The 26258-nt window shown below is 65.8% G+C and carries 18 protein-coding genes, 1 tRNA gene and 1 pseudogene; 13 read left to right on the forward strand and 7 right to left on the reverse strand.

Translation table 11 applies throughout. The features are described 5' to 3' along the window. Nucleotides 1–49: 49 nt before the first annotated feature. The 7 genes from BJI67_RS08625 to BJI67_RS08660 all read left to right on the forward strand — a co-directional run bounded on the left by BJI67_RS08625 (nt 50) and on the right by BJI67_RS08660 (nt 8011). Nucleotides 50–370 (forward strand): DUF883 family protein, encoded by a 321-nt coding sequence (locus tag BJI67_RS08625; RefSeq protein ID WP_156782088.1) that lies wholly within the window; start codon nt 50–52, stop codon nt 368–370. 17 nt (nt 371–387) lie between these two features. Further along, nucleotides 388–642, forward strand: coding sequence for a hypothetical protein (locus BJI67_RS08630; protein WP_070072685.1), 255 nt, complete (start codon nt 388–390; stop codon nt 640–642). A 524-nt stretch (nt 643–1166) separates the two neighbouring features. After that, complete coding sequence (locus BJI67_RS08640) at nt 1167–2669, forward strand: DegQ family serine endoprotease (RefSeq protein WP_231940826.1); 1503 nt, start codon at nt 1167–1169, stop codon at nt 2667–2669. Between the two features lie 118 nt (nt 2670–2787). Next, nucleotides 2788–4230, forward strand: coding sequence for an NADP-dependent phosphogluconate dehydrogenase (gene gndA / locus BJI67_RS08645; protein ID WP_070072687.1), 1443 nt, complete (start codon nt 2788–2790; stop codon nt 4228–4230). 55 nt (nt 4231–4285) lie between these two features. Continuing rightward, a complete protein-coding gene (locus BJI67_RS08650; RefSeq protein WP_070072688.1) occupies nt 4286–4903 on the forward strand; it encodes a DedA family protein in 618 nt (205 codons plus the stop codon). Beyond that, complete coding sequence (locus BJI67_RS08655; protein ID WP_070072689.1) at nt 4900–7245, forward strand: glycoside hydrolase family 15 protein; 2346 nt, start codon at nt 4900–4902, stop codon at nt 7243–7245. Before BJI67_RS08650 ends, BJI67_RS08655 begins: the two co-directional genes overlap by 4 nt. Nucleotides 7246–7294: 49 nt before the next feature. After that, nucleotides 7295–8011, forward strand: coding sequence for a hypothetical protein (locus tag BJI67_RS08660; protein WP_070072690.1), 717 nt, complete (start codon nt 7295–7297; stop codon nt 8009–8011). Here the strand turns inward: BJI67_RS08660 and BJI67_RS08665 are convergent. From BJI67_RS08665 to BJI67_RS08675, 3 genes are read right to left on the reverse strand one after another with little or no spacing between them, the layout of a single operon-like run. After that, a complete protein-coding gene (locus BJI67_RS08665) occupies nt 8002–11085 on the reverse strand; it encodes an efflux RND transporter permease subunit (RefSeq protein WP_070072691.1) in 3084 nt (1027 codons plus the stop codon). The two genes, BJI67_RS08660 and BJI67_RS08665, sit on opposite strands and share 10 nt — an antisense overlap. Further along, a complete protein-coding gene (locus BJI67_RS08670; protein WP_070072692.1) occupies nt 11082–12281 on the reverse strand; it encodes an efflux RND transporter periplasmic adaptor subunit in 1200 nt (399 codons plus the stop codon). The genes BJI67_RS08665 and BJI67_RS08670 overlap by 4 nt, the downstream gene beginning before the upstream one ends. Before the next feature lie 48 nt (nt 12282–12329). Next, on the reverse strand, nt 12330–13778 hold the full coding sequence (locus BJI67_RS08675) for a TolC family protein (RefSeq protein WP_070072693.1): 1449 nt from the start codon (nt 13776–13778) through the stop codon (nt 12330–12332). Nucleotides 13779–13958: 180 nt separating this feature from the next. Here BJI67_RS08675 and BJI67_RS08680 point away from each other — a divergent pair, with 180 nt between their 5' ends. The 4 genes from BJI67_RS08680 to BJI67_RS08695 all read left to right on the forward strand — a co-directional run bounded on the left by BJI67_RS08680 (nt 13959) and on the right by BJI67_RS08695 (nt 16716). Continuing rightward, on the forward strand, nt 13959–14507 hold the full coding sequence (locus tag BJI67_RS08680; protein ID WP_070072694.1) for a Spy/CpxP family protein refolding chaperone: 549 nt from the start codon (nt 13959–13961) through the stop codon (nt 14505–14507). A 59-nt stretch (nt 14508–14566) separates the two neighbouring features. Then, complete coding sequence (locus BJI67_RS08685) at nt 14567–15301, forward strand: response regulator (RefSeq protein WP_070072695.1); 735 nt, start codon at nt 14567–14569, stop codon at nt 15299–15301. Then, nucleotides 15298–16605 (forward strand): ATP-binding protein, encoded by a 1308-nt coding sequence (locus tag BJI67_RS08690; protein ID WP_070072696.1) that lies wholly within the window; start codon nt 15298–15300, stop codon nt 16603–16605. The genes BJI67_RS08685 and BJI67_RS08690 overlap by 4 nt, the downstream gene beginning before the upstream one ends. A 36-nt stretch (nt 16606–16641) precedes the next feature. Further along, nucleotides 16642–16716, forward strand: a tRNA-Val gene (locus BJI67_RS08695). Nucleotides 16717–16971: 255 nt separating this feature from the next. On the opposite strand, the gene BJI67_RS08700 is transcribed toward BJI67_RS08695, so the two are convergent. Together BJI67_RS08700 and BJI67_RS08705 are read right to left on the reverse strand one after the other, a co-directional pair. Then, nucleotides 16972–17304 (reverse strand): DUF3579 domain-containing protein, encoded by a 333-nt coding sequence (locus BJI67_RS08700; protein WP_156782089.1) that lies wholly within the window; start codon nt 17302–17304, stop codon nt 16972–16974. A 347-nt stretch (nt 17305–17651) separates the two neighbouring features. Further along, nucleotides 17652–20219, reverse strand: coding sequence for an EAL domain-containing protein (locus BJI67_RS08705; protein ID WP_070072698.1), 2568 nt, complete (start codon nt 20217–20219; stop codon nt 17652–17654). Nucleotides 20220–20400: 181 nt separating this feature from the next. Here BJI67_RS08705 and BJI67_RS08710 point away from each other — a divergent pair, with 181 nt between their 5' ends. Beyond that, complete coding sequence (locus BJI67_RS08710) at nt 20401–24690, forward strand: DEAD/DEAH box helicase (protein ID WP_070072699.1); 4290 nt, start codon at nt 20401–20403, stop codon at nt 24688–24690. Between the two features lie 4 nt (nt 24691–24694). Here the strand turns inward: BJI67_RS08710 and BJI67_RS08715 are convergent, their stop codons facing one another. Both BJI67_RS08715 and BJI67_RS18280 read right to left on the reverse strand, forming a co-directional pair. Beyond that, on the reverse strand, nt 24695–25360 hold the full coding sequence (locus tag BJI67_RS08715) for a phospholipase D-like domain-containing protein (protein ID WP_083250773.1): 666 nt from the start codon (nt 25358–25360) through the stop codon (nt 24695–24697). A gap of 37 nt (nt 25361–25397) precedes the next feature. Continuing rightward, nucleotides 25398–25583 (reverse strand): annotated as a pseudogene (locus tag BJI67_RS18280) (phospholipase D-like domain-containing protein); the annotation flags it as partial. A gap of 140 nt (nt 25584–25723) precedes the next feature. Between BJI67_RS18280 and BJI67_RS08720 the strand changes: the two are divergent. After that, nucleotides 25724–26257 carry a DNA-3-methyladenine glycosylase family protein gene (locus BJI67_RS08720; RefSeq protein ID WP_083250774.1) on the forward strand — a complete coding sequence of 178 codons (534 nt, stop codon included), beginning with the start codon at nt 25724–25726 and terminating at the stop codon, nt 26255–26257. The last annotated feature ends 1 nt before the right edge of the window (nt 26258 follow it).

Here is a 26258-nt window from a genome sequence, read left to right on the forward strand (position 1 = left end):
CGGCAGCCCGCCGGCGCCACGGCTCCGCCATCATGCAGGAGGCAACACCATGGCCGATACACCCAAGGATGAAATGAATGCCATCCGCGAGGATTTGAGCAAACTCCGCGCGGACGTCGCCGAACTGACCCATGCCCTCAAGGATCTGGCCGTGAACCGCGCAGGTACCGCCCGCGATCAGGCCAAGGCCGGGGTGGCCGAAGCACGTGAGCGATTGAAACAGCAAGCCAATCGCGCGGGCGAACAAGGGCGCGAGTATTACGATGCCTTCGAACAGCAGATTGGCGAACGCCCGATGACCAGCCTGCTCGTGTCATTCGGCATCGGCTTCGTGCTCGCCAAGCTGCTCGATCTCGGGGGGCGACGCTGAACTACCTCACCGAGTGGTTGCTGTCACTGCTTGACCTGCTGCACCTGGAAGGCCAGGCACTGCGCGTTTCCGCGCTGCGCCTCGGCGTGGCCCTGTGGCTTAGCCTGGTGGCCGCCTGCCTGCTGCTTGCGGGTCTGCTCTTGATCGCATGGGGTTTCGAGCGCTGGCTGAGCGAGCTCTTAGGACCCGTCGCCTCGCTGGTGGTCACTGGCGGGATCCTGCTGCTATTTGCCGGTGGACTCGGATGGCTCGCGAGAAGCCGGATTCACTGAGCGTGGCGCGCCAACGGCTGCGTAGCGCTGCCCGCGCAGAGCCTTGGGCCCTGCGCCTGCTGGAACCGGCCAACCGTCCACTCCTGCTCGCATTCGCCACCGGTCTCGCTGCGGGAGGAATGCCGTTGGCCCGGCGCTGGCTACACCGACGGCTTCTGCGCGCACTGCCCCGCCCCCGCTAGGCCTGGTTTTACATTCTTTTACCCACGCCCACGCAATACTCGCGATTCATTTGCATACAGCCGTGGCGCGGGCGGTGCCTTCGCGTGACGCCCGTCAGAAATTACGCGCCGCGCAGGCGACATCTTCACACAGGCTTTACGCAGACGTGCCGAACCACCCCTGATCGTCGGCCGCGGGCGTGCAGCCCGTTCGCCAGTTGGGCTATCCTCTGTTCGGGCACCGGAACTCGGTCCATACGCGGCAGTCAGAATATCAAGATATCGAGCGCTGCCGCATCACACTACCATGCACGCTATCGCCCCTGGTCGGCAGGGACTCGATGCTGGAAACGGAAGTCACACATGAATCGAAGCCTTATCCATCGGACGCGCTCCTGGTTGTCGCTGGCCCTGGTCGCCATGCTCGCGCTGACCACGCAGGCCTGCGCACAGGAATCCTCGGATCATCAATCCAAGTCCGCGAATGCGCACGCCACCGCGGTCGCCGCGCCCAGTCTGAGCAGTTTGCCCGACTTTGCCCAACTGGTGCACAAGGCAGCCCCGGCCGTGGTAAGCATCACCGGCGTACGCGTCGTCAAGGGTGAATCCGGGAGTGCTCGGGGCATGCCCGATCTGCCTCCTGGCAGTCCATTGGGCCAGTTCTTCAAGCACTTCTTCGGCCCGAACAACCCGTATAACCAGCCGTTCGAAAGCAAGGAGCGCATCCTTGGTTCTGGCTTCATCATATCGCCGGATGGTTATATCGTGACCAATCGGCACGTCGTGGTCGGCGATACCGAACTCAAGGTCCGCCTGCTCGACCGCCACGAGTACTCGGCCAAGGTCATCGGCATGGACAAACGCACCGATCTGGCATTGCTCAAGATCGATGCCAAGGATCTGCCCACTCTGCCGCTAGGCGATTCAAGCAATCTCCAGGTCGGACAGTGGGTACTGGCCATCGGCAACCCGTTCGGCTTCGACTACACCGCCACCCAGGGCATCATCAGCGCCCTGTCGCGCAATCTTCCCGACGAGAACTACGTTCCGTTCATTCAGACCGACGCTGCGGTCAATCCCGGCAACTCGGGCGGACCGTTGCTCAACCTGAAGGGTCAGGTGGTCGGTGTGAACTCGCAGATCTACACCAACTCCGGTGGGTTCATGGGACTCTCGTTCGCGATCCCGATCAACATCGTCAAGGACGTGATCAATCAGATCAAGGCCCATGGCAAGGTCAGCTATGGCTGGCTGGGTGTGATGGTCCAGGGCATGAACCAGTCGCTGGCACAGTCCTTCGGCCTGCAGCAGCCCACCGGTGCGCTCGTGGCCCGGGTTGAACCCGGCAGCCCCGCCGCCAAGGCCGGCTTCAAGTCGGGCGACATCATTCTCAAGTTCGACGGTCACCCCGTCGTGCGTTCCGGCGATCTGCCGCCTCTGGTCGGCAGCACCCCGGTGGGCACAGTGGTGCCGGTCGAGATTCTGCGCAACGACAAGCACATGACCCTGACGGTCAAGATCGGCAAATTGAGCGAGCAGGCGATGAAGGCCTCGAGCGAACCGGATCAGGGTGATCAGGGACATGGTCGCCTGGGTGTCGCTGTCGAGACCATCCCCAAGGATCAGCTCGGCCCGCTTGGCCTGAAGCACGATGCCGTTGTCATCAAGTCGATCAACCCCAACGGTGCCGCCGCGCAGAACGGCCTACAGGTCGGCGACATCATTCTGGAATTCAACCGTCATCGGATTACCTCGGCGGCCGAACTCAACCGCTTGGTGCGGGAAGCCCCTGCGGGCAAACCGATACCGATATTGATCCTGCGCGACAAGACGCCGCTGTTCGCCGCGATCACCCTGCCCAAATGAGCTCGCGGCCCCGCATCGCTTGGTGCGGGGCCGCGCGAGGGTCGATCGAGACAGCAAGCTTGCGACAACGGGCAAAGGCATGACCGGGGGACCAACCTGAACTCCATGGAGGTAGCTCATGGCAACTTCACCCTTTGACATCGGCGTCGTCGGTCTCGGCGTCATGGGGGCGAATCTCGGTCTCAATCTGGCTAGCCGCGGCGCCCGTGTCGCTGGCTACAACCACAGTCGGGGCAAGGCTGATGCTTTTACCGCACGCGCAGCGGCCGAGTTGGACCGACCGGACCAGGCACAGGGCACAGACGATCTCAACGCCTTCATCGTTTCGCTGACCCGTCCCAGGATCGTCCTGCTGATGGTCCCAGCCGGGGTGGTGGACGACGCAATCGCCCAGATTTCACCGCATCTCCAGGCCGGCGACATCGTTATCGATGGCGGGAACTCCCATTTCCCGGACACGGAACGCCGTCTAAGTACACTTGCCGGGCAAGATCTCCACTTCATCGGTATGGGTGTTTCCGGCGGCGAGACCGGGGCACGTTTCGGGCCCAGCATGATGCCGGGCGGCGAAGCGGCCGCCTGGAAACACGTCCGCCCCCTACTGGAACCGGCCGCGGCTATCGCACCGGACGGCGCGCCCTGCGTATCCTGGATGGGCAGCGGCGGGGCCGGGCACTTCGTCAAGATGGTGCACAACGGCATCGAATACGCGCTCATGCAGCAGATCGCCGAGATCTACGATCTGCTGCACCGCGGCGCGGGATATGACCATGCCGATCTGCACCGCCTGTTTGCCGAATGGAACGAGGGTACGCTGGCCGGGTATCTGATCGAAATCACCGCCGACATCCTGCAACAGCCTGACGATTCCGGCAGCGGGCTGCTGCTCGACAAGATCCGCGATGCCGCTGGTCAGAAAGGCACCGGGCGCTGGACCAGCGAAGCGGCCTTCGAACTCGGCGTTCCTACCCCGGCGATCGATGCCGCAGTCACCGCGCGCGGGCTCTCGGATCTCTATGCGGCGCGGCAGACTGCTGCCGGTATGTTGCCAGGACCGGCGACCGTTGCCCCTTCCGCCTCATTGGCCAAACAGGCCGCCGCGGCCCTGGAGGCCGGCATGCTGATCGCATATACCCAGGGCATGCACCTGATTGCTGAGGCAGCGGAGGCCAAGGGCTACGGCACATCGCTCGACACGGTGGCCCGCATCTGGCGCGGCGGCTGCATCATCCGCGCCGCCCTGCTCGACGATCTCGCCGCCGCCTATGTCAGTCCGCCGCTCATGGGCAATCCGCTGTTCGACGAGACCCTGTCCGCGCGGCTCGGCAAACTCGAAGGCGGCCTGCGCACGATCGTCACGCAAGGGGCCATCGGCGGCATACCCATGCCCGCACTGGCTGCCGCACTCGCCTATTACGACGGACTGCGCAGCCGGCGACTGCCAGCCAATCTGATTCAGGCACAACGCGACTACTTCGGCGCACACACCTACGAGAGACTCGACAAACCGGGCATATTCCATACGCACTGGGGGACTGGCGCCATACCCACGGACGGATGAGGATGCCGGCAGCGCCTCTCAAGCAAACCCTGGCGGAACGCCGGCCTCTGTCGCCATGAGTTTCCTGGACCAGAGCCTGCGTTTCGCCACGCCGTATCTCGACAGCTACGGTTATTTCGCGATCATGTTCGCCGTGATGCTCGAGGGGATCGGCATCCCCGCACCGGGACTCACCCTGGTGGTGGCCGCCAGCGTGCTCGCCGGGAGAGGCGACATGGATCTTTCGCTGGTGTTCATCAGCGCCCTGGCCGCGGCCCTAGCGGGCTACAACATCGGTTATCAGCTGGGCAACCTGGGCGGACGCAGACTGCTGCTGCGCACGCGCCTGATCAACCGCCACCACCTCAGGCGCATGCACCGGCTCTATGTCCGCTGGGGCGCATGGATCGTCATCGTGGCGCCCTTCGTCGACGGATTGCGCCAGCTCAACGGCCCCGTCGCCGGGATGCTCGGCATGCCCAGAATCCGCTTCGTGCCCGCCAACGCCTTCGGCTGCTTCGTCTGGTGCGCGGTGTGGTGCTTGCTTCCCTACGCCCTGTCGGAACACCTCGGCACGCTGCTCTCGATACTCGGCCAGTTGCGCCCCTACCTGCTGCTGGCCGCCGTCGGTCTGCTGGCATTGCTTGCAGCCTACCTGCTCAACCAGCGCGGCAACCGCGAGGACCGCTCATGAACGAAGCCCCCGACGGCCCTGGCATTCCCGCCACCTGGAGCCCCAGCCGCAAAGACATGGTGGGCTGCGCCCTGGGTAATCCCCGCCTCTGGTATACCCTGGGCCAGGGCATCGTGAACGAAATCTACTATCCGCGGGTCGACATCCCGCAGGTACGCGACCTGGGTTTCATCGTCGCCGACGACAACGGGTTCTGGGTCGAGCTCAGAAAACGCGACGACTACACGGTGGAAGCCCGTGGCCCCGGCGCTCCGGTCGTCACCCTGATTCACCGCCAGGAACGCTTCACCTTGCGTGTCGGCATCTGCCCCGACCCGCGGCGCGATGTCCTCATGCTCGATGTCCAGCTCAGCGGCGACGAGGGTCTCAAGCCCTACGTGCTGCTTGCCCCGCGCCCCGGCGGCAGTGGCGACCGCAACGAGGCGTGGTGTGGTGAATATCATGGCCGCCGCGTCCTGTGGGCGGCACAAGGGCCATTCTCGCTTGCCCTGGCGGCTCGCGACGAACGCGGAGGTGAGGGTCTGGACCGATGCTCCGCCGGTTACGTGGGCGTCAACGACGGTTGGCAGGACTTCGCCCACCACGGGCGCAGCGAATGGGCCTATGAGCATGCCGGACCGGGTAATGTGGCACTGACGGCAGCGTTGCCCAGACGTGCCGTCCTGGCGCTGGGATTCGGCAGCGGGCGCCGCTCCGCTGCGACCCTGGCCTTCGCCAGCCTCACCCACGCCTACGACCATGTCGTCGAACGTTGCTGCACACAATGGGATGCCTGGCACAAGATCTGGGAAGCCCAGTTCCCCGAGGTCTCCAGCCTGGAGCAGAACCTCTTCGAGCTACTGCGTACCTCAGCCATGGTGGTCAAGACTCACGAGGACAAGACCTACCCCGGTGCCGTCGTCGCCAGCCTAAGCATTCCCTGGGGGGAAACGCGCGAGCGCGAGGGCGGATATCACCTGGTCTGGCCTCGCGACCTTGTGGAGACCGCGGGGGCGCTGCTCGCGCTCGGCGCCTACGAGGATGCCCGGGCCAACCTGCGCTATCTGATCGCCAACCAGCACGCCGACGGCCACTGGACGCAGAACCAGTGGCTGGGTGGGCGCGCCTACTGGGAAGGGCTGCAACTCGATGAAACCGCCTTCCCCATTCTGCTCGCCGGGGCACTCGAAGAGCACCATGCGCTAGGCGACATCGACCCTACCGCCATGGTTCGCCGCGCCCTGCGCTTCATCGCCCTGCACGGTCCGGTCAGCGAGGAGGACCGCTGGGAGGAGGATCGCGGACTCAGTCCCTTCACGCTGGCGGTCGCCATTGCCGGCCTGGTGGTGGGTGCCGGCTATCTCGACGGTGCAGAGCGGGAAATGGTGCTGACCCTGGCCGATTGCTGGAACGCGCAGATCGAGGACTGGACGGTTGCCCGTGACACCCTCCTGGACCGTGAGCACGGCATTGCGGGGCATTACGTACGCATTGCTCCACGTGACGTCCTCAACGACCGCACCGCATTGCATGCACCCATCGTCGTCAACAACCGCAACCCCCAACCGGACCTGCACGCCGACCAGCACATCAGTCCCGATTTTCTGCAATTAGTCCGCTACGGCCTACGCCGGGCCGACGATCCATTGATTTGCGACAGCCTAAAACTGGTTGATGCGTTGCTGCGTTTCGAAACGCCGGACGGTCCGGTCTGGTATCGCTACAACGAAGACGGCTACGGCGAACATGCCGACGGCCGCCCGTTCGACGGTACCGGGCGCGGACGCCCGTGGCCGCTGCTCGCCGGCGAACGCGGCCACTACGAACTCGCCGCCGGTCGCGACCCGTTGCCTCTGTTGCGCGCCATGGCCGCAAGCGCCAGCACCGCTGGCATGCTGCCCGAACAGATCTGGGACGGCGAGACCAATGCCGAACACCAGCTATCTCCCTTCAGGCCGACTGGTTCGGCGATGCCGCTCGCCTGGGCACATGCCGAATTCATCAAGCTTGTGGCCGCGCGCGCACAAGGCAGTCCGGTGGATCGTCCGCAACCCGTCTGGGAACGCTATGCCGGCCGACGCCCAAACGCTCACACCGCCTTCTGGTCGCCGGCGGCACCGGTCGGCCGCATCAGACCCGGGCGCAAACTGCGTCTGCTGCTGCCCGATCCATGTCGCATTACCTGGACGTTAAACGACTGGCACGACAGCACCACTTTGACGACAGAGGCCCAACTGCTCGGCCTATACCCGCTCGACACCGGCTGGCATGCCGAGCCCGGTACGACATTCCGTTTCATCATACATGCGGGCGACGACTCCCCGGACTCGCCCGAATACCGTATCGTTTGCAGCGACGCGTGACGATTTGCTCAATCGTCCGCCGCTTTCCCAGCACCCGAGGAGAAACGTTTTGGTCCCGATACACCGCTCCCTGCGCATACGTCTGCTGATTGCGCTGCCGCTTATCAGTACCGTCGGTTTGGCCAACGCCGCCGACAAGCTGGAACCGATGTCGCCTACACCCGGTCCGGCACTCGACCTGAAAGTCGGATCGCTGGACCGCATGCAAGTCTACGCCGCCCAGGCCATGGCCGATGCGATCGAGGCGCGGGCGGCACTGCATGACAGCAACCTCATTGAACTGGATGCCGACCTCACCAAGGTCCAGGTGATGCTCGAGCTGATCCGCGCCAGGCTACCGGGCGCCGAATTCCTGGCCATGGCCCGCGCCATGCGTGCCAAGATGCACTTCGAGGACAACCAGCAGGTACAGCCCTTCTTCAGCCACCTGTTTTACGCGCTGGACGACCTGGGCAACGGGAAGGCGGTGGCACAGGCGCGCAAATACCTGACGCAGGCCCAGCGCGCATTGGCCATACCCAATCGGGCCGATGCCATCGCGGCGCTGCGCAAGGCTGTCGGCGTCTTCGAAAACCCCTATGTCTCGCCGCCGCTGAAAGCCGCCGACAGCAACCTGAATCAGGCCCTGGCAGCGCTGAACACAACCAACAACACGGTATCGGACAGCCTCCTCAAGGCCCTGGTCGGCCACCTGGACGGCCTGCATCGGGCCTTTGCGACCTATCCGCTGGACATGCAGCCGCACGGGCCTTCAAGTCAGGACTGAACCTCTTCCAATGCTGCCGGGCGTGGGCGACGTGAAGCAAACCAGCGCTCGGCGGTCACGTAGAACGCCGGGGTCACATAAAGTGTGAGGAACTGCGAGAACACGAGTCCCCCGACGACCGCGATGCCGAGCGGCATGTGCGCCTTGGCATCCGAACCGAAACCTAGCGCGATCGGCAAGGTACCGAGAATCGCCGCCCCGGTGGTCATCATGATGGGTCGAAAGCGGATCACGCAAGCATCGTGGATCGCGGTCAACGCATCCTCGCCCTGCCGACGCCGCTCGATGGCGAAATCGATCATGATGATGCCATTCTTCTTCACCAAACCGACCAGCATGATGATGCCGACAAAGCTGAACAGATCCAGCGGCTGCCGGAATACATAGAGCGAGAGCAAGGCACCGAAGCCCGCAAGCGGCAGCGCCGTGAGGATGGTCAGCGGGTGTACGAAGTGTTCGTAGAGAATGGCCAGAATCACATAGATGACCAGCACCGTGACCAACAGCAGGATAGGCAGCGCCAGAAGTGACTGCTGAAACGATTTTGCGCTGCCGGCGAACTGCCCACTGACCCCGGCCGGCAGGGTCTTGTTGGCCAGCGCCTGGATCTTGCTGGTCACCTCGCCCAACGAAATGCCCGGGCGCAGATTGAACGAGACCGTCGCCGACGGCATCTGCGCATAATGCTCCACGCTCAGCGGGCCGACGCCGTAATCCAACCGCGCAATGGCGTGCAGGGGCACCATCTGCCCGCTGCTCGAAGGCAGGTATATTGCACCCAGTGCCGAGGCATCGGTCTGGTATTTTGGCGCCACCTGAGCAATGACCTCGTACTGTTGTGCGGAACCGTAGATGGTACCCACCATGCTGCCGCCATAGGCCAGGTTCAAGGTCTTTTCGATCGTCTGCGGGGTTACCCCCAGCGCGGCCGCGCGTTCACGCAGGATGTGCACGCGAATCTCGGGATTGCGCATCTGCAGGCTGGAATTGACCCCGATGATCCCAGGAATGCCGCGTAGCGCCTCCTCAAAGCGAGGTACGGCGTTTTCCAGCAGGTTTTCGGTATTCGCCTGCAGCACGAACTGATAGTTGGCATTGCTGGACATCGCACCGAGCTGAATCGCTGGCGGCTGGATGAAGAACGCGCGGACCAGCGGGAACCGCGCCATCTCGCGCCGCAACTGCATCATCACCCGGTCGATATTCTCGCGTTCGCCGGCCGGTTTGAGATGGATGATGATGCGTCCCACGTTGCTGCCGCCGAAACCGCCGCCGCTCTGTCCGGCACTCGACATCACGACCGCCACCGCAGGATTGGCCTGAATGCGCCTTGCGACCTGTTCCTGTTCCCGGGTGAGCTGCGCGAAGGGAATGCCTTCGGGGTAGCGCAGGTTGGCGATGATCATCCCGGAATCGCCGCTGGGAATGAAGGCCTTCTGCACCAGCATGAACAGACCGAACGCAGCCAGCAGGCTGAAGCCCGCGAAACCGAGCACCCAGCGGCGATGCCGCAACGACCAGGCCAGGGAATCCCCGTAAACCCGTGTCAACGCCTCGAACAGGCGCTGAAAGGCGGAAACGCGGCTATTCGCTCGCTCACGGTCGCGCATGCGCGAAAGCAACATGGGCGTCAGACTCAGCGAGACTGCACCAGAAACCAGGATCACCACCGCGATGGTGACGCCGAATTCCAGAAACAGTCGTCCAAGCAGGCCCCCCATGAAAATCAACGGCAGGAACACGGCCGACAGTGACAGGGTCATCGAGAGCACGGTAAAGCCGATTTCGCGACTGCCGAGCAATGCCGCACGCAAGGGCGACAGACCTGCCTCGCGGTGTCGGGAAATGTTCTCCAGCATCACCACCGCATCGTCCACCACGAATCCGACCGACAGGGTGAGCGCAAGCAGGGTCAATACATTGAAGCTGTAGCCCAGCGCATCCAGGACCGCGAAGGTGCCCAGTAGCGAGATCGGAATGGCCACGGCCGCGACCAGCATCTGTCTGAGATCACCGAGAAACAGCCAGATCACGAAGGCCACCAGCATGCTGGCGAGGATCAGGGTCAGCTGGACCTCTTCCACCGCGGCCTTCACGTAGCGCGACTTGTCGTAAAGGATGTGCAGCGTGGCGCCACCAGGTAGCGCGGCCTGCAGCTTGGGCAACATCGCACGGATCGTGTCGGCCACCTGCACGGTGTTGCTGTCCGGCTCGCGCACCACGGCGAGGATGATGCCGCGATCGCCGTTGATCCAGGTTTTCTGCAGGTTCTGCTGGACGCTGTCCTCGGCGTGTCCCACCTCGTTCAGGCGCACCGGCGAACCGTTGCCGTAGGCCAGCACCATGTGGTTGTAGGCGGCCGCGTCACCAAGCTGGCCGTTGACGTTGATGTCGTAGTTGCTGGCGCTGCCCTGCAGCGTGCCTTGAGGAAGATTGACGTTCAACGCGCCAATGGTGCTGGCCACGCCGGTCAGAGACAGGTTCCTGGCCGCCAGGGCATAGGGATTGAGGTAGATGCGCACGGCATAGGTCTGCCCGCCGAACACGCGCACCTGGGCAACCCCCGGCACGCCGGACACCTGCGTGGCGAAGCGCTGTTCGGCATAGGCGTCCAGCTGATACAGCGGCATGTTCGGCGCCGACAGGCCGATGAACATGATCGGACTCTGCGCCGGGTTGAGCTGGCGCACCAGCGGCGTCTGCGGCATGTCCGGCGGCAGGAAGTGGGCCGCCTGCCCGACCGCCGCCTGCACCTCCTGCGAAGCCGCGTCGATGTTCGTCTTGAGATCGAATTGCAGGATGATACGCGTGTTGCCGTTGCGGCTCTCCGAACTCATCGAGAGCAGTCCGGGGATGCTCGAGAACTGGTTCTCCAGCGGCGAGGCCACCGCCGACCCCATGGTCTGCGCGCTGGCTCCGGGCAGACTGGCGGAAACCATGATCGTGGGGAAGGAGACGTTGGGCAGCAGCGCCACCGGCAGGGCGCGATAGGCCAGCAGGCCGAACAGGATCACGGCCGCGGTCAGCACCGTGGTCATCACCGGTCGGCGGATGAAGGGCCCGGATAGATTCATGGACGCTCACCGACGGCGCGGCGATGGCCGAAGGCGAACCCCTTGTGCCCGTCGCGCATTGCGGCTTCGGGTTCCCCGGGTTTTCCGGAAAGCACGCGTACCGGCCCGTTCGGGCGCATGCGCGCGGGCACCGGGTCGACCACCTCGTCGCCGGGCTCCAGCCCCGAGTCGATCACGGCAAGGCCGTTGGCGATGAAGCCGACCTTCACCGGACGCATCACGGCATGGCCCTTGGCGACCATGTAGACGTACGGCCCCCGCTGTCCCTGCTGCACGCTGCGTGCCGGCACGACCTTCGCGTGCGGCAAGGTACGCAGGGTCAGGCGGACGACCACGAACTGCCCGGGCCACAATTGCATGCCGGGATTGTCGGCCAGGGCGCGCAGGGCGACCGTGCCCGTTCCGGCCGCAACGCTGTTGTCGACGAAACTCAGGCGCCCGCGGCCCAGCGGCTTGCCCTGATCGTCCTCGCGGAACACGGCAACGTCGCCCGACTTGCCCCTGTCTGCCAGCGCCTCGCGCACCGCGGGCAGCAATGACTGAGGCACGCTGAAATCGACCTCGACGGGCGACATCTGATTGAGCGTGACCAGGGCAGTCGAATCGGCCTGCACGATGTTGCCGGCCTTGATGTCCACGGCACCCAGGCGGCCGGCAATCGGTGCCCGGATGACGGTGTATCCCAGCTGGATGCTCGCGGTCTCGACTGCATAACGATCCTGCTTGACCTGGGCGGAGGCGGCAAGCGCCGCGGCCTGCGCCTGTTCGAAGCTCTGGCGGGTCACATAATCCTTGGCGACCAGCGGACGCAGCGCGGATACCTGATCGGCGGTATACCGGGCGTTCGCGAGATCCCCCTGCAACTTGGCCTGCGCCTGCCTGAGCGCGGCCAGGAACGGGGTGCGATCAAGCCGGAACAGGATTTGCCCCGCCCGCACGCTCTGCCCCGAATGCACCTCGACCGCGCTGAGCATGCCCGTGACCTGAGGACGCACGGTGACTGTATGCAGGCTCTGCACGGTACCAACCGAACTCGTCGTCACCGGCATCCAGCGGGTCTCGACCTTGACCACCCGCACCGGCACCGCCATGTCGGCCATGAAGCCGTGTCGGCGCGCATGGCCCGCCTCCTTGCCGCACCCCGCGAGCAGCAACAAGGCCACCCAGGGCAGGCTCCATGCCAGTTTACGCAGCATTCTCTACACTCCCGAAAAACGATCCGCTTCGTCGTCGCGGCTGATTCGTCATGGTGCATCCACCGTTTCAGCTGCGGGCGGCGCCAGGCTCCCTACGGCACTACTCAGCCCCGCCAGGGCGAGGTAACTGTTGATCGCGTCGCGCAGCACGGCCACCCTGGCACTGGTCAAGGTACTCTGCGCCGTGAGCAGGTCCTGCATGGTGGCCAGACCGACCCGATACTGCGCCTCGACCGCGGCCAGCGCCTTGGCCGCGTTTTCCTCCTGGGCCTGGGCGCTCGGCAGTGCCAATGTCGCACTGCGGAAGGCGTAATACGCCTGCCAGACGGCAAGCTGGGTGGTATTCACCGTATCGTCGAGCGTCGCCCGTGCCTGGGCCAGCTGGGCCCTGGCCTGAGCCACTTGGTAGGTGTGCTGGAAGCCGGTGAATAGCGGCACGTTGAGGGTGATGCCGATGCTGTACTGCTGTGAAGGCCCGAACCCGTTCTGCGCATGCCAGCCTTGATCGGCCCCGAAACTCAGGGTCGGCAGATCGTTGCGCTCCGCCGCAGATAGCCCCGCCCGGGCCGCGCTGAACTGGTATTGAGCGCTGCGCAAGCCCGGATTTTCCGACAGTGCGGCCTGCAGCCAGCCATTCACGGAACGAGAAAGACTCGGCGGCGCACTAAGATCGAGCCCGGCCAACTGGATCGGCGCGCCCAGCGGCAGGCCGACGGCGCTCGCCAAAGCACCCTCGTCGCTGGTCGCCATCTGCTCGGCCGTGGCCAGATTCGCCTCGGCCTGCGCAAGCGCCGCCCGTGCCTGATACAGATCGCTCACCGTGACACGTCCGGCACGGTGCAAGGCCTCGGCCGCAGTCAACGCCTGACGACTCTCGTCCAAAGCCGCGCGATAGGTCTGTAAAAGGGCGCGTTGGCCGAGCAGGTTGTAATACGCCTGCTGCACGCTATAGAGCACAGCCTGCACGGTTTCGTTCTGATTGAGTTCCTGCGCATGCAGCGTGGCTTCGGCCTGCGCGATCAAGGCCGAGCGATGTCCAAAATCCCAGATCAGGAACGACAGACTGAGATTCGGCGAGGCCGTGTCCTGCTGCGGCAGGGCGTAGCCGGCGGCCGTCGTCGTCCTACGGCGCTGGACGGGTATCGACAGGCTGAGCGTCGGCCACCAGGCGCTGCGCGCCTGCCCCAACAAGGCCGCCTCGGCCTCGACCTGGGCCCAGGCGGCATGCGTCTTCGGATTGTCGCGTAGCGCGAGCCAGCTCAGTTGCGCCAGAGACAAGGGTCGTCCATGCCATGCGGATGGCAGGGCAGCCCCGCCGGGCTGGGCAGGTGACGGCATATTCGGTACCGCGAGCAGCCGCCCGGCACCTTGGCCAAGCCCATCGTATGCACCCAACGGGTCCATCGCATCGACATTCGGCGTCGTCAGGAGCACACCCAGGCAGGCGACCGCCGCCAGTGCTGCGCCAGGACGGTGTAGGGATTCACTCAGATTCATGGCTGCGTACTTTAAAGCCCTCAAGGTACCCGTCCAGGCATTTAATTGTTGTGAATTGTTACCAGGCCGGCATGGATTCACACTTCTCAACATGCAGCCCCACACCGGAATCCGACTGCGCGCTATGTTCCATGTCGACGTCATCCGCGTCAGCCTACCCGAACAAGCGAGGAGTTACCCATGAACCATGCCTTCAAACGCAGCACCCCGATCGCCCTGGCCCTGGCCGGTCTGTTGATGACCGGCAGCGCGTTTGCGCAGATGCCTGGACAGGGGGACGGACCGCCGCACGGCGGTTGGAAGATGATGCACGAAAGAGGCTGCGGCTGGCAGCACCATCGCATGGGCGGCGGCCTGCCGTTACTGATGCTCGTGCAGCGCCATGCCTACGCGCTCAAACTGACCGACAAACAGGCCAGCGAGATCGCCGTGTGGCGTAACCAGCACCTCAAGACCGCCGTCGAAACGCGCAAGGCGATGCGCGAGGACTTCATGGCCCTGCGCAAGGCTGCCCTGGAGGGTCGCGACCGCAGCGAACTCGACGCCATTGGCGCACGCATCGACGCGGCACGCGCCAAAATGTTGAAGCTGCGCATCGATCAGATCGTACTGATCAAGCGCGTGCTGACGCCCGAACAGTGGAAACAGGCCGCCGACTGGGCCAAGCGTTTCGAACATCGCAGAATGGGCCATCCAGGTATGCCTGGCCATGGTCCTATGGCTGACTGAGCCAACTCCGCCAACCAGCCGCTGCCTCCGGGCAGCGGCCCTATTTCCGGACACGAGCGATGCCCAAGCTGCTGATCGTCGATGATGACCCCAGATTGCGCAATATGCTGCAGCGCTATCTCGAAGACCAGGGATTCGAGGCGCGCGCCGTCGGCGATGCGGCACACATGGACCGCGTGCTCCAGCGCGAGCATTTCGACCTCCTGCTGCTCGATGTGCTGATGCCCGACGAAGACGGTCTGTCCGTATGCCGACGCCTGCGCCAAAGCCACGCCAGTCTGCCCATCATCATGCTCACCGCACGCGGCGAACTGCCCGACAAGGTGCTCGGGCTGGAACTGGGTGCCGACGATTACCTGCCCAAGCCCTTCGAACCACGCGAGCTGGTCGCGCGTATCCGCGCCGTACTGCGTCGCAGCGACAGCGAAGCCTCCGCCGCCACCCCGTTGCCCGGGGAAATCCGTTTCGGCCCATTTCGCCTCGATCTCGGCGAGCGCCGGCTGTACCGAGGCGACGAGATCATCCCACTCACCAGCGGCGAATTCGCGCTGCTCCGCGCGCTGGGCGAGCATCCCTACCAGACCCTGTCCCGCGAACACCTGCAGGTAATGCTCTCCGGTGGCGTCAGCGATGCCAGCGAGCGCAGCATCGATGCGCAGATTTCTCGTCTGCGCAAGCTCATCGAGGAGAATCCGCGCCGACCGCGCTACCTGCAGACGGTATGGGGGCTAGGCTATGCCTTCGCGCCCAACGGCGATCCCACACAACCCGCCGACGAACGGCAAACGTCATGAAATTACCGTCCTTCTGGCCAGATACCCTGTTCACGCGCATGGTGCTGCTCATCGCCGGCCTGCTGCTGCTCGGGCAGGCCGCCGTCTACGGCTTCCTGCATGCCTACGAGTACGGCCCGCGCAGTCAGCGGCTGGCCGATCTCTGGGCGCAAACGCTGATACTCGCCTCGGCCGTGCCGCCTTCCGCCTACCCGGTTCTCCAGCGACAGTTCGACGACCGCCACATCCGGCTCAGCACCGCAGCGCCCGTACCCGAGCAGGCAGTGCCGCCGCGCAATCGATTCCTGCGCAGTGTCGAGACCCGCCTGCGCGACCGCCTCGGTCCGACCGCTGCGATCCGAATCGATCGCAGTACACACAGGCTCTGGCTGAGCTGGCAGGACAAACGCCCGATTCAACTCGGCCTGCCCATCGCCCAGGGCAATCCCGTACCGCTGCCCTACTTCAGACTGATCGCGCTGCTGATACTCTCGCTGCTGGGCGGCTTTCTCGCCGCGCGTCAGATCAATCGACCGCTTACCACGCTGGTCAATGCCGTGGCACGCCTGCGCGAGGGCCGGCTGCCAGACCCGGTGATCGCGCACGGCCCTCGCGACATCCGCGAACTCGCCACCCGTTTCAATCGCCTGCTCGCCGACATCGACGCACTGATCAAGGAGCGCCAACTGGTTCTCGTGGGCGTCTCACACGACCTGCGCACGCCGCTCACCCGCATCCGTCTGGCCAGCGAATTCCTGCCGGAAAGTGCGGCCGATACGCGCGAGGAAATCGTGGCCAATATCCGCGAGATGGATAGCATCATCGAACAGTTCATCGGCTATGCGCGTGACGGACGCGAGGAAACGCCCCAGCTTGTCGCACTCGACATGCTGGTTGCCGAGACCATCGAACGCAGCGGTACGCCCGAAAACGGCGGGAATATACGCTTCGCCCCCGGCCTTGGCGGAAAAACCCTACCCATACAGCCCGTGGCCATGTCGCGTCTGATACGCAACCTGATCGACAACGCGCTCCAGCATGGCACAGCGCCCATCGACGTCGAAACCTCGCTGCAGGGCGACCGCGCAGTCCTGCGCGTGCACGATCACGGCCCCGGCATCCCACCCGATCGCCTCGCCGCCATGACCCATCCCTACGTGCACGGATCCGCCAGCGGTGGTATCGGCCTGGGACTGGCCATCGTGGAGCGCATCGCACGCAATCACGGCGGTCGATTGACCCTCGCCAACGACCCCCAGGGCGGTCTTGAAGCGATAGTCTCGCTCCCCATTGCCTACTCAAGACCCCGTCTCGCCGCGGATTGACGGGCTGTTACCCCGTCAGTATGATTCGCGGTCTCCGGGCGGTTAGCTCAGCGGTAGAGCACTGCCTTCACACGGCAGGGGTCACTAGTTCGATCCTAGTACCGCCCACCAAATGAAATAGGGGCTTGGCGTTTTCGCTGGCCCTTTTTTTCGCCTCCAGACTGTGCTGGTATGGAAACCGGGCCGAAGTCGCGTGCAACCATCATTAAAAGACAGAGATACGCAGCCGGCCTATAGGAAATATCGACTCATCCGTTCGGGAGCCTGAACTGGTGTGGTATTTTCAGTTTGATTGAAATGGCGAAAGAATCATTGTCGGGCGCGGAATGCGCTCGAGCGAGCGGATAGCCGGGTGTCGATCAGACCTCAGGCGGCCTGGAAATGATCGATTCCCTCGGCATTTTCGATTGGGTCGTCGGTCAACGGCACCACTTCCAGTCCGTTGCTTTCCACGAACCAGACGATGTATTCGTACACGCCCGGTTGTTCCGCGGCCAAGGTGTCGAAATCGACGTGGATGCAGTGACCGTAGGTCTCGTGGTACATCGGACTTAGGTGGGAAGCGTATTCGAGCACCTTGGTTTCCGGATGAAACACACCGCCGCTCTCGGCCACACGTTCCGACCAGTTTGAAGGTCTGAACTTGCGCCCCTTGATGTACCCCGAGATGATGCAGGGTCCTCTATAACTCGATTTCATGGCGATCACTCGCGATTGTTCTTAAAAGCCCGCCCTTCTAGCTTATGCGGTCCGAACTTCATGACTGCAGCACTTCTCTTACAAAAATTGTGTGTATAAAATATGCGGGTTAATTGACGAGGTGATGGCATCTGGCCTTTCCGCGAAGGATTGCAGCCAAGACGCCCATATGATAACGCGAGCCGGACTAAATTTGCTGCCGGCTTCGCGGCCTGTTGTCCAGAGCCGACGAACGGCGCTATAAACCCTCGACAAACCCGATGCTTACCGTATTTCGACACGCCCCCACCCGAAAAAGGGTTGCATCGGGGCCCAAACCGCACGCAAACGATTTATTCACCATAGTCTCAATTGGTCTGGGTGCATTCCTCCAGCATGGCCTGCGATACCAGCTTCGCCAGTTTTTCCTCGGCGGCCATCAGACTCGACTTGTCAGACATGGTTTCGCCGAGTATGCCGTGCCCACCGAAAACAACCATGATTTCGTCGTGAATCCGCAGCAGGGGATGTTCGGGAGGCACCCCGGTGTTCTGGAGGAACTGAACTAGTGGACAGCGCTGCGCGCGATTAAGGCTGGCGGCAAAACTACCCTCGCGCAGAATCTGCTCCATCAAGGCACGCTGGCGCAGATGCGCGCCGTAGGCACCCAGCAGCGTGCTGGGCTTGCTGCCTGGCAGACGAGCACCGCCAGGGTATGCAACGAGCCATTCCGTCAGGGCATCCGCGTTGAGTGGTGGCGTCAGCGCATAGCCCTGAACGGCATCCACACCGAGCGCGGCCATGGCGTCCAGCATCGGATGCGTTTCCACGCCTTCGACGATCAGTTGTACGCCGAACCCCAGAGCCAGCGACTGCAGGCTCATCACGAAAACCAGATTGGATGGATACTGTGCCAGATCGCGCACGAAGGCCTGATCCAGCTTGATCCGGTCGATGGGAAGTTCCTTGAGGCGCAGCAGCGAGGAATATGCCGAACCGACATCGTCCAGAGCGATCCGTGCTCCGGTGGCGCGCAGCGACGCCATCAACTCCAAGGCCGCCTCGGTGGCTAGAAATTCTCCGCTCTCCAGAATTTCCAGGGTGATCCTCGCGGGCTCGATACCGGTGTCGCGCAGCACCTCGTTGAAGCAATCGACGCAGCCGATATCAAGAATGAAATCAGCATCCACGTTGAACGAAAGGTTCAGATGCATCCCGTCTTCGTCCAGCTTACGCAGCAAATCAAGGCCTTGGCGGAGCATTTCCCGGCTGAGGTCGCGACGCGCAACCGGGCCCATACCGCGCAGAAATTCAGCCGGGCTCAACACACGGCCATTGCCGAGTTCGAGGCGAGCCAATGCCTCCACGGCAATGACCCTGCGAGTATTGAGATCCGCAACGGGCTGGAAATAGGCCACGGCACGGGCGCTGCCCGCCCAGGCAGACTGCGCCCCACTGCGATCCTGGTGCGGTGAAGACCAATAGTTCCAGAACGACGTTCTTTCATCCTTGCGATTCTTCGCTTCGTACATGGCCTGATCAGCATGCCGGATCAGGCCATCAACATCCGTTTCGTCAAAGGGGTAAACGGTGACGCCGAGGCTGGCAGCAAGCACTTGCAAGGTGCCATCCGCAAGTGTAAAGGGTCGACTCAAGGCGGCCCCTATGCGACTGAACACGGCTTCCGCCTCACCAAGACTGCTCACAGAATCCAGCACGAGCGCAAACTCGTCACCGCTGAGCCTTGCGATCATGTCACCGGACCTCAAACTGCGCCGCAGACGCTCGGCCAGCATGCGCAGCAGGTCGTCGCCGGCATGATGCCCGTAATGATCGTTGACCGGTTTGAAATCGTCCAAATCGAGGATACCGACGCAAAGCAGCCCCCCAGCGCGCTCGGCCCGCTCCAACGCGGCAGCAAGATGCACCGAAAACGCGCTGCGATTCGGGAGCCCGGTGAGCGCATCGCGCTGGATCTGTTCTCGCAGCTCAATGAGCAACTGCGCCAACATGGCCAGGGACTCGAATATGCTCAGTCCGGCGTCGTCAAAATAGCGCGGCCGGTCTGCATGTGCGACGAAGCAGCCGCTGACCGCCGTGTTGCGCAGGGCAAACGGGAAGATGCCTATGGTTTGCACCTCGGCCTGCTGCTGGCTCCACTCGGGAGCCCCTGGTTCTTTCGGCGCGACGACCACGGGACGCAGCTCGCGCAATGCATCGCCGAGCGGGCCGGCCGCGGCCACATCAATGCGCTGTGGCAGGCAGGAAATATCACCAGCGAAATAGCTTGGCGTAAGTTCGCTCGCACCGCCCTCACCCAGACAGAACCAGGCTGCGCGTAAATGTGCGGAAGCTGAGACCACGCGGTCGCACATGGAGGTGAGCACGTCTTCCAGCGCGGAGGCCTTGTCGAGGGACATGGTGACCGCCAACGCGGCCTGTGCCACCTTGTCGCGCTCGGCCAGATCCGTGCGGCGCGCCTGCTCGTAGCCATCCAGCTGCAGGCTCATGTCGTAGAGCACGTACTTGATCAGGGCCTTCTCGAGTCTTCTGCGCGCGTCCACGTCCAGATCGAGAACGGCCAGACGTTCGTGCAGGAAATCGATATACAGGCGATACGCGCCTACGATCCAGGTCGTCATCACACCGGCCTGATAGTGACGCGAGCCGAGGTTGCCCTGGGTTCTGCGGCGCTCGTCGCCGTCATGTCTGCCCAGCATGGTGCGGAAATTGTCGGCCAGCATCTGCGCCAGCTCGCGCATGCGTTCGCTTCCGTAATCGGCGAACAGGCGCTGCGTTTCCGGATGTGCGTGCAGGTAGTCGTAGAATCCCGAAGACAACTCATCGGCATTCTCGGTCAGCGCGTCGGCATGCTTGAGGACGGAGGACACGTCCGCTTCGCCGATCCCTAAAAATCGCGCCAGATCGAAGTTCATGGCAACCTCTCCTTGTGCCTGCGAACCCCCTGCCCTGGGTAGCGTCCTACGGATCTGGCCGCGACGCGCATGCACCGACCTGTCGATGTAATTGCCGGCACACCGGTGCAGTTTAGCAGCGTGACGCCGGCGTGCCAGCACCGCGGTGGACGCCCGCCCCGCGCATTGCCAGAATGCCCTCATGAGCCTGTCCGCATTCCATCCCGCGGTAGCCCGCTGGTTCGGCGGGCAGTTCGACGCGCCCTCGCCGGCGCAGGCGCTCGCCTGGCCCGCGATCCGCTCCGGCCGGCCGACCCTGATCGCGGCGCCGACGGGCTCCGGCAAGACCCTCGCCGCCTTCCTCGCCGCCATCGACGCGCTGGTCCGCGCCGGGCTTGAGGCGCCGCTGCCGGACGAGACGCGCGTGCTCTACGTCTCGCCGCTCAAGGCGCTGTCGAACGACGTCCACAAGAACCTCGAACTGCCGCTCAACGGCATCCGCGACGCGCTGCTCGAAAGCGGCGTGCACGACGTGCCCATCCGCGCCGCGGTGCGCAGCGGCGACACGCCGCCGGGCGAGCGCGAGGCGATGAAGCGGCGCCCGCCGCACATCCTGGTGACCACCCCCGAATCGCTCTATCTGCTGCTCACCTCGAGCTCGGGGCGGCGCATGCTGGCCACCGTGGAGAGCGTGATCGTCGACGAAATCCACGCCCTGGCCGGCAACAAGCGCGGCGCCCACCTCACCCTCTCGCTGGAACGGCTGGCCGCGCTGACCCCGCAGCCCCCGGTACGCATCGGCCTGTCGGCGACGCAGAAGCCCATCGAGGATATGGCGCGCTACCTCACCGGCGGCGACGGCGACTGCCTGATCGTCGACACCGGCCACGTGCGCGCCCGCGATCTCGCGCTGGAACTGCCCGGCTCGCCGCTCGAGGCGGTCATGGCCAACGAGGTCTGGACCGAGATTTACGATCGCCTCACCGCCCTGATCGAGGATCACCGCACCACGCTCATCTTCGTCAACACGCGCCGCCTGGCCGAGCGCGCCGCCGCGGCGCTGAGCGAGCGTCTCGGCGAGGCCGCCGTCACCGCGCACCACGGCAGCCTCGCGCGCGAGCACCGGCTGGACGCGGAGCAGCGCCTCAAGCGCGGCGAACTGCGCGCGCTGGTGGCCACCGCCTCGCTGGAGCTCGGCATCGACATCGGCGACGTGGGCCTCGTCTGCCAGCTCGGCTCGCCGCACGCCATCGCCACCCTGCTGCAGCGCGTCGGCCGTTCCGGGCACCGCCTCGGCGCCCTGCCCAAGGGGCGGCTGTTTCCGCTCTCGCGCGACGATCTGGTCGAGTGCGCCGCCCTCCTGCGCGCGGTCGCCCGCGACGAACTCGACCGCATCCCGGTGCCCGCACACCCGCTGGACGTGCTCGCGCAGCAGATCGTCGCCGAGGTCGCGGCGCGCGACTGGGAGGAGGACGCCCTCTACCGCGCCTGCGTCCGCGCCTGGCCCTACCGAGACCTCGCCCGCGCGGACTTCGACGCCGTGGTGCGCATGCTCGCCGAGGGCTTCCACACCCGCCGCGGCCGGCGCGGCGCCTATCTGCACCGCGATGCGGTCCACGGCATGCTGCGCGCGCGGCGCGGCGCGCGCCTCGTCGCCCTGACCAACGGCGGCGCCATCCCCGACCAGTTCGACTATCAGGTCATCCTGCAGCCCGAGGGCCTGTTCATCGGCACGGTGAACGAGGACTTCGCCTTCGAAAGCCTGTCCGGCGACGTCTTCCAGCTCGGCAACACCGCCTACCGCATGCTCAAGATCGAGCAGGGGCGCGTGTTCGTGGAAGACGCCCACGGCCAGCCGCCGAACATCCCCTTCTGGTTCGGCGAGGCACCCGGGCGCAGCGACGAGCTGTCGCAGGCCGTGTCCGCCCTGCGCGCGGATTTCGACGCCCTGCTCGCGCAGGGCACCGACGCCGCGCTGCGGGAAGCCGCCGGCCCGCTCGGCCTGCCACCCGCGGCCGCCGAGCAGCTGGTCGCCTACCTCGCCGCCGGCCGCGCCGCGCTCGGCCTGTTGCCCACTCAGTCGCAGGTGGTGTTCGAACGCTTCTTCGACGAGCTCGGCGACCAGCATCTCGTGATCCACTCGCCCTACGGCTCGCGCCTCAACCGCGCCTGGGGCCTCGCCCTGCGCAAGCGCTTCTGCCGCCGCTTCAACTTCGAGCTGCAGGCCGCCGCCGGCGAGGACAGCATCGTGCTCTCGCTCGGCCCAACGCACAGCTTCCCGCTCGACGAGCCCGCCCGCTATCTCAAGGCCGCCACCGCCGCGGACGTGCTCGTCCAGGCGCTGCTTACCGCACCCATGTTCGGCACGCGCTGGCGCTGGGTGGCCAACACCGCGCTGGCCGTGCCGCGCAACCACGCCGGGCGACGCCGGCCGCCGCAGTTCCAGCGCGGCGACGCCGAGGACCTGATCGCGGTGGTCTTTCCCGACCAGCTCGCCTGCGCCGAGAACCTCGCCGGCGAGCGCGCGGTGCCCGAGCACCCGCTGGTCGCACAGACCCTTTACGACTGCCTGCACGAACTGATGGACATCGACGGCCTGCGCCGGCTGCTCGCCGACATCGAGACCGGCACGGTCGAGGTCGTGCCGCGCGACACCACCACGCCCTCGCCGCTGGCGCTGGAAATCCTCAACGCACGCCCGTATGCCTTCCTCGACGACGCCCCCGCCGAGGAACGGCGCGTGCTCGCCGTGCAGCAGCGCCGACACCTCGACCCGGCCGAAGCCGCCGAGATCGGGCGGCTGGACCCCGCCGCCATCGTGCGCGTCCGCGCCGAGGCCTGGCCGCTGATCCGCGACGCCGACGAGCTGCACGACGCCCTGCTGATCCTCGGCGCGCTCGCGGAAGGCGAATGCGAGCCCGCCTGGCGCCCCCATCTCGACGCCCTGATCCGCGCCCGCCGCGCCAGCGTGCTCGCGGCACCTGCCGGCCCGCTGTGGGTCGCGGCCGAGCGTCTGCATGGCTGGCACAGGGTACTGCCCGAGGCGGAACCGAAGCCGCCGATCGAGCCGGCCGGCGACGAGCGTTTCGCCGACTCCGACGAGGCCCTGCGCGAACTCGTGCGCAGCCGCCTCGAAGGCCTCGGCCCGGTAACCGCCGCCGGACTCGCCGCGCCGCTCTCGCTGCCGCAACCCGAGGTCGAGGCCGCGCTCGCCGCGCTGGAAGCCGAGGGCTTCGTGCTGCGCGGGCGCTTCGACCCCAGGCTTGCCGGGGAGCAATGGTGCGAACGCGGCCTGCTCGCGCGCATCCACCGCGACACGCTCAATCGCCTGCGCCGCGAGATCGAGCCCGTGAGTCCGGCCGACTTCATGCGTTTCCTGTTCCACTGGCAGGGTCTGGACGAACCCGGCACCGGCGTGGCCGCGCTGCAGCGCAGCCTGGCCCAGCTCGAGGGTCTGAACCTGCCGGCGGCGAGCTGGGAGGCCGAGGTGCTGCCGGCGCGCATCCAGCCCTACTGGCTGGGCGAACTCGACGAACTCTGCCGCAGCGGGCATCTCGCCTGGCTGCGCCTGCAGCCCCCGGCGGGGGCGGACCGCACCGGCCGTCGGCGCAAGCCCGCGGTCAAGACCACGCCGCTCGCCCTGCTCTCGCGCGCCGGCCTCGCCGCCTGGCAGGCCGGTGCCGCCTGGCCCGAGGATCGCCTCGCCGGCCTGTCCAGCCCGGCGCGCGCCGTGCATGCGCAGCTTGCCGCCGCAGGCGCGAGCTTCTACGAAGACCTGCTCGCCGACTGCGGACTCCTGCGCAGCCAGCTGGATGAAGCGCTGGGCGAACTGGTCGCCGCGGGGCTCGCCACCGCCGACGGTTTCCAGGGGCTGCGCGCGCTGATCGCGCCGCGTCGCGGCCAGCGACGGCATACACGCCGCGCCGAAGCGGTGGCGCCGCTGGCCGCGGCGGGACGCTGGTCGCTGCTGCGCACGCGCCCGCCCGCCGAACGCGACGCCCAGGCCCATGCCGAGCACATCGCACGCACGCTGCTGCGCCGCTACGGCGTGGTGTTTCGCAAGCTGCTGGAGCGCGAACAGGGGCTGCCCGACTGGCGCACGCTGCTCTACGTGTTCCGCCGGCTGGAGGCGCGCGGCGAGTTGCGCGGCGGGCGTTTCGTCGAGGGCTTCGCCGGCGAGCAGTACGCCCTGCCGGAGGCGGTCGCCGCGCTGCGCGAGGTGCGCCGGCGGCCGGCCGGGGCGGAATACGTCGTGCTCGCCGCGGCGGACCCGCTCAACCTCACCGGCATCGTCACGCCGGGCGAGCGCGTGCCACCGCTGTCCGGCCATCGCCTGCTGTACCGCGACGGCGTGCCGGCGGCCGCCAGCGCCGGGCAGGACCTGACGCTGCTCGCCGCGGCCACGCCCGACGAGGCCGCGGACTTGCGACACCGGCTGCTCAGACGGCCGCACCCGGCGGCCTATCATCCGCCGCCGCAGCGGCCCGTATAAGACCTCAGTAACGCCTGCCGAGGGGACGACCGCGGTCCCAGTCCCGGTCGAAGCGCGCGGCCAACCGTGCCAGCGCGGGACCCTGCATCACGAGGCCGATCTCGCGGTTGCGGTAAAGGCTGGATTCGCTGAAGTTCTGCGAACCGATGAAGGCCTCGCCGCGTCCGAGAATCAGCTTGGCGTGCAGATAGGGGCGGCGCAGCAGGCGCACCCGAGCGCCCGCCTGTTCGAGCCCCGCCAGCACCCGGAGGTCGTGCCGCGATTCGCGCGTCGGCACGAGGATGCGGATGTCGCCGTGCTTGGCGCGGACCGCCCGTTCGATGGTCGCCACGTCGTCGAACTTCTCGCTCTCGATCTCAACCGGCCCCGGCTGGCGGATGATCGCCGCAAGCGCGCGGGCGCTGCCCGGCGAGGCGATCAGCGGCGGCGGCAACGGACGCCGCAGATGTCGGCCGCGCCAGTCGTCGTCGAACACCGCATCCAACGCCGCGCTGGCGCGCCGGTCGTCGCCGATCCACAGGTACTCGCGATTCCGGCGGAACGCCGAGTGGGTGAAATTGGCGGTGCCGACGAGATAGCGCCGGCCGCCGTCGACCACGATGTATTTGGTGGTCGAACACGTACCGCCCCTCGAAGCGCCGTGGCGCGTAGCGCTGGGCCACGCCCGCATCGGCGAGCTCGCGGCGCTCCCGTGCCACGAAGCGCCGCTGCGCACGGTAGGAATGTTCCTGGATGATCACGCGCACGCGCACCCCGCGGTCGCGGTCCGCGCGCAACGCCGCGAGTACGCGGCGATCGGTGATCATGTAGACGTTGAGGTCGACCGAGCGGCGGGCCGAGTCGATCAGCTGGACCACCGGCTGCACACCGGCCTGGGGTTCGATGTAGAGCATGCTCGACACGCCTGTGGGGGTGCGGCATTGTACGCCGCGAACCCACCGCCGTCCGGGAGCCTCCCATCGACGCCCACACGCCCGACCGGAACCACGTCCTGCGGCTCGCCGAGGCCCATCTGGCCGCGGCCGACCCGGTGATGGCCCGCGTACTGGCCACGATCGGCCCCTGCCGGCTGCGCCCGCGCGACGACCCCTTCGTCACGCTGTGCACCAGCATCGTCGGACAGCAGCTCTCGACCCGCGCCGCCGGGACCATCCGCGCCCGTCTGGAGGCCCTGCTCGGCGGACCGCCCTCGCCCACCGCACTCGCCGGGGTCGATGCCGGCGACCTGCGCGCTGTGGGGCTTTCCGGCGCCAAGACGCGCTACCTGCAGGCCCTCGCGCAGGCCCAGCTCGACGGCACGCTGGATTTCGCGGCGCTTGCGTCGCTGCCCGACGCGGCGGCGCTGGAACGGCTCACCGCCCTACCCGGCGTCGGCCGCTGGACCGCCGAGATGTTCCTGATCTTCGGGCTGGGTCGGCTCGACGTGATCTCGCTGGGCGACGCCGGGCTGCGGCGGTCGGCACGGATGTTGTACGGGGAAGACACGGAACTGGGCACGGTCTCCGCGCCCTGGGCCCCTTATCGCTCGGTGGCTGCCTGGTATCTCTGGCAGCACCTCGACGGCTGAG

It is taken from the genome of Acidihalobacter aeolianus, assembly GCF_001753165.1.
In the GTDB taxonomy this organism is placed as follows: domain Bacteria; phylum Pseudomonadota; class Gammaproteobacteria; order DSM-5130; family Acidihalobacteraceae; genus Acidihalobacter; species Acidihalobacter aeolianus.

What these genes read in the sequence shown, in the direction of transcription:
- BJI67_RS08625 (WP_156782088.1), top strand. Translation starts at nt 50, where the DNA reads ATGGCCGATACACCCAAGGATGAAATGAATGCCATCCGCGAGGATTTG.
- BJI67_RS08640 (WP_231940826.1), top strand. Translation starts at nt 1,167, where the DNA reads ATGAATCGAAGCCTTATCCATCGGACGCGCTCCTGGTTGTCGCTGGCC.
- gndA (WP_070072687.1), top strand. Translation starts at nt 2,788, where the DNA reads ATGGCAACTTCACCCTTTGACATCGGCGTCGTCGGTCTCGGCGTCATG.
- BJI67_RS08650 (WP_070072688.1), top strand. Translation starts at nt 4,286, where the DNA reads ATGAGTTTCCTGGACCAGAGCCTGCGTTTCGCCACGCCGTATCTCGAC.
- BJI67_RS08655 (WP_070072689.1), top strand. Translation starts at nt 4,900, where the DNA reads ATGAACGAAGCCCCCGACGGCCCTGGCATTCCCGCCACCTGGAGCCCC.
- BJI67_RS08665 (WP_070072691.1), bottom strand. Translation starts at nt 11,085, where the DNA reads ATGAATCTATCCGGGCCCTTCATCCGCCGACCGGTGATGACCACGGTG.
- BJI67_RS08670 (WP_070072692.1), bottom strand. Translation starts at nt 12,281, where the DNA reads ATGCTGCGTAAACTGGCATGGAGCCTGCCCTGGGTGGCCTTGTTGCTG.
- BJI67_RS08675 (WP_070072693.1), bottom strand. Translation starts at nt 13,778, where the DNA reads ATGAATCTGAGTGAATCCCTACACCGTCCTGGCGCAGCACTGGCGGCG.
- BJI67_RS08680 (WP_070072694.1), top strand. Translation starts at nt 13,959, where the DNA reads ATGAACCATGCCTTCAAACGCAGCACCCCGATCGCCCTGGCCCTGGCC.
- BJI67_RS08685 (WP_070072695.1), top strand. Translation starts at nt 14,567, where the DNA reads ATGCCCAAGCTGCTGATCGTCGATGATGACCCCAGATTGCGCAATATG.
- BJI67_RS08690 (WP_070072696.1), top strand. Translation starts at nt 15,298, where the DNA reads ATGAAATTACCGTCCTTCTGGCCAGATACCCTGTTCACGCGCATGGTG.
- BJI67_RS08700 (WP_156782089.1), bottom strand. Translation starts at nt 17,304, where the DNA reads ATGAAATCGAGTTATAGAGGACCCTGCATCATCTCGGGGTACATCAAG.
- BJI67_RS08705 (WP_070072698.1), bottom strand. Translation starts at nt 20,219, where the DNA reads ATGAACTTCGATCTGGCGCGATTTTTAGGGATCGGCGAAGCGGACGTG.
- BJI67_RS08710 (WP_070072699.1), top strand. Translation starts at nt 20,401, where the DNA reads ATGAGCCTGTCCGCATTCCATCCCGCGGTAGCCCGCTGGTTCGGCGGG.
- BJI67_RS08715 (WP_083250773.1), bottom strand. Translation starts at nt 25,360, where the DNA reads ATGCGGGCGTGGCCCAGCGCTACGCGCCACGGCGCTTCGAGGGGCGGT.
- BJI67_RS08720 (WP_083250774.1), top strand. Translation starts at nt 25,724, where the DNA reads ATGGCCCGCGTACTGGCCACGATCGGCCCCTGCCGGCTGCGCCCGCGC.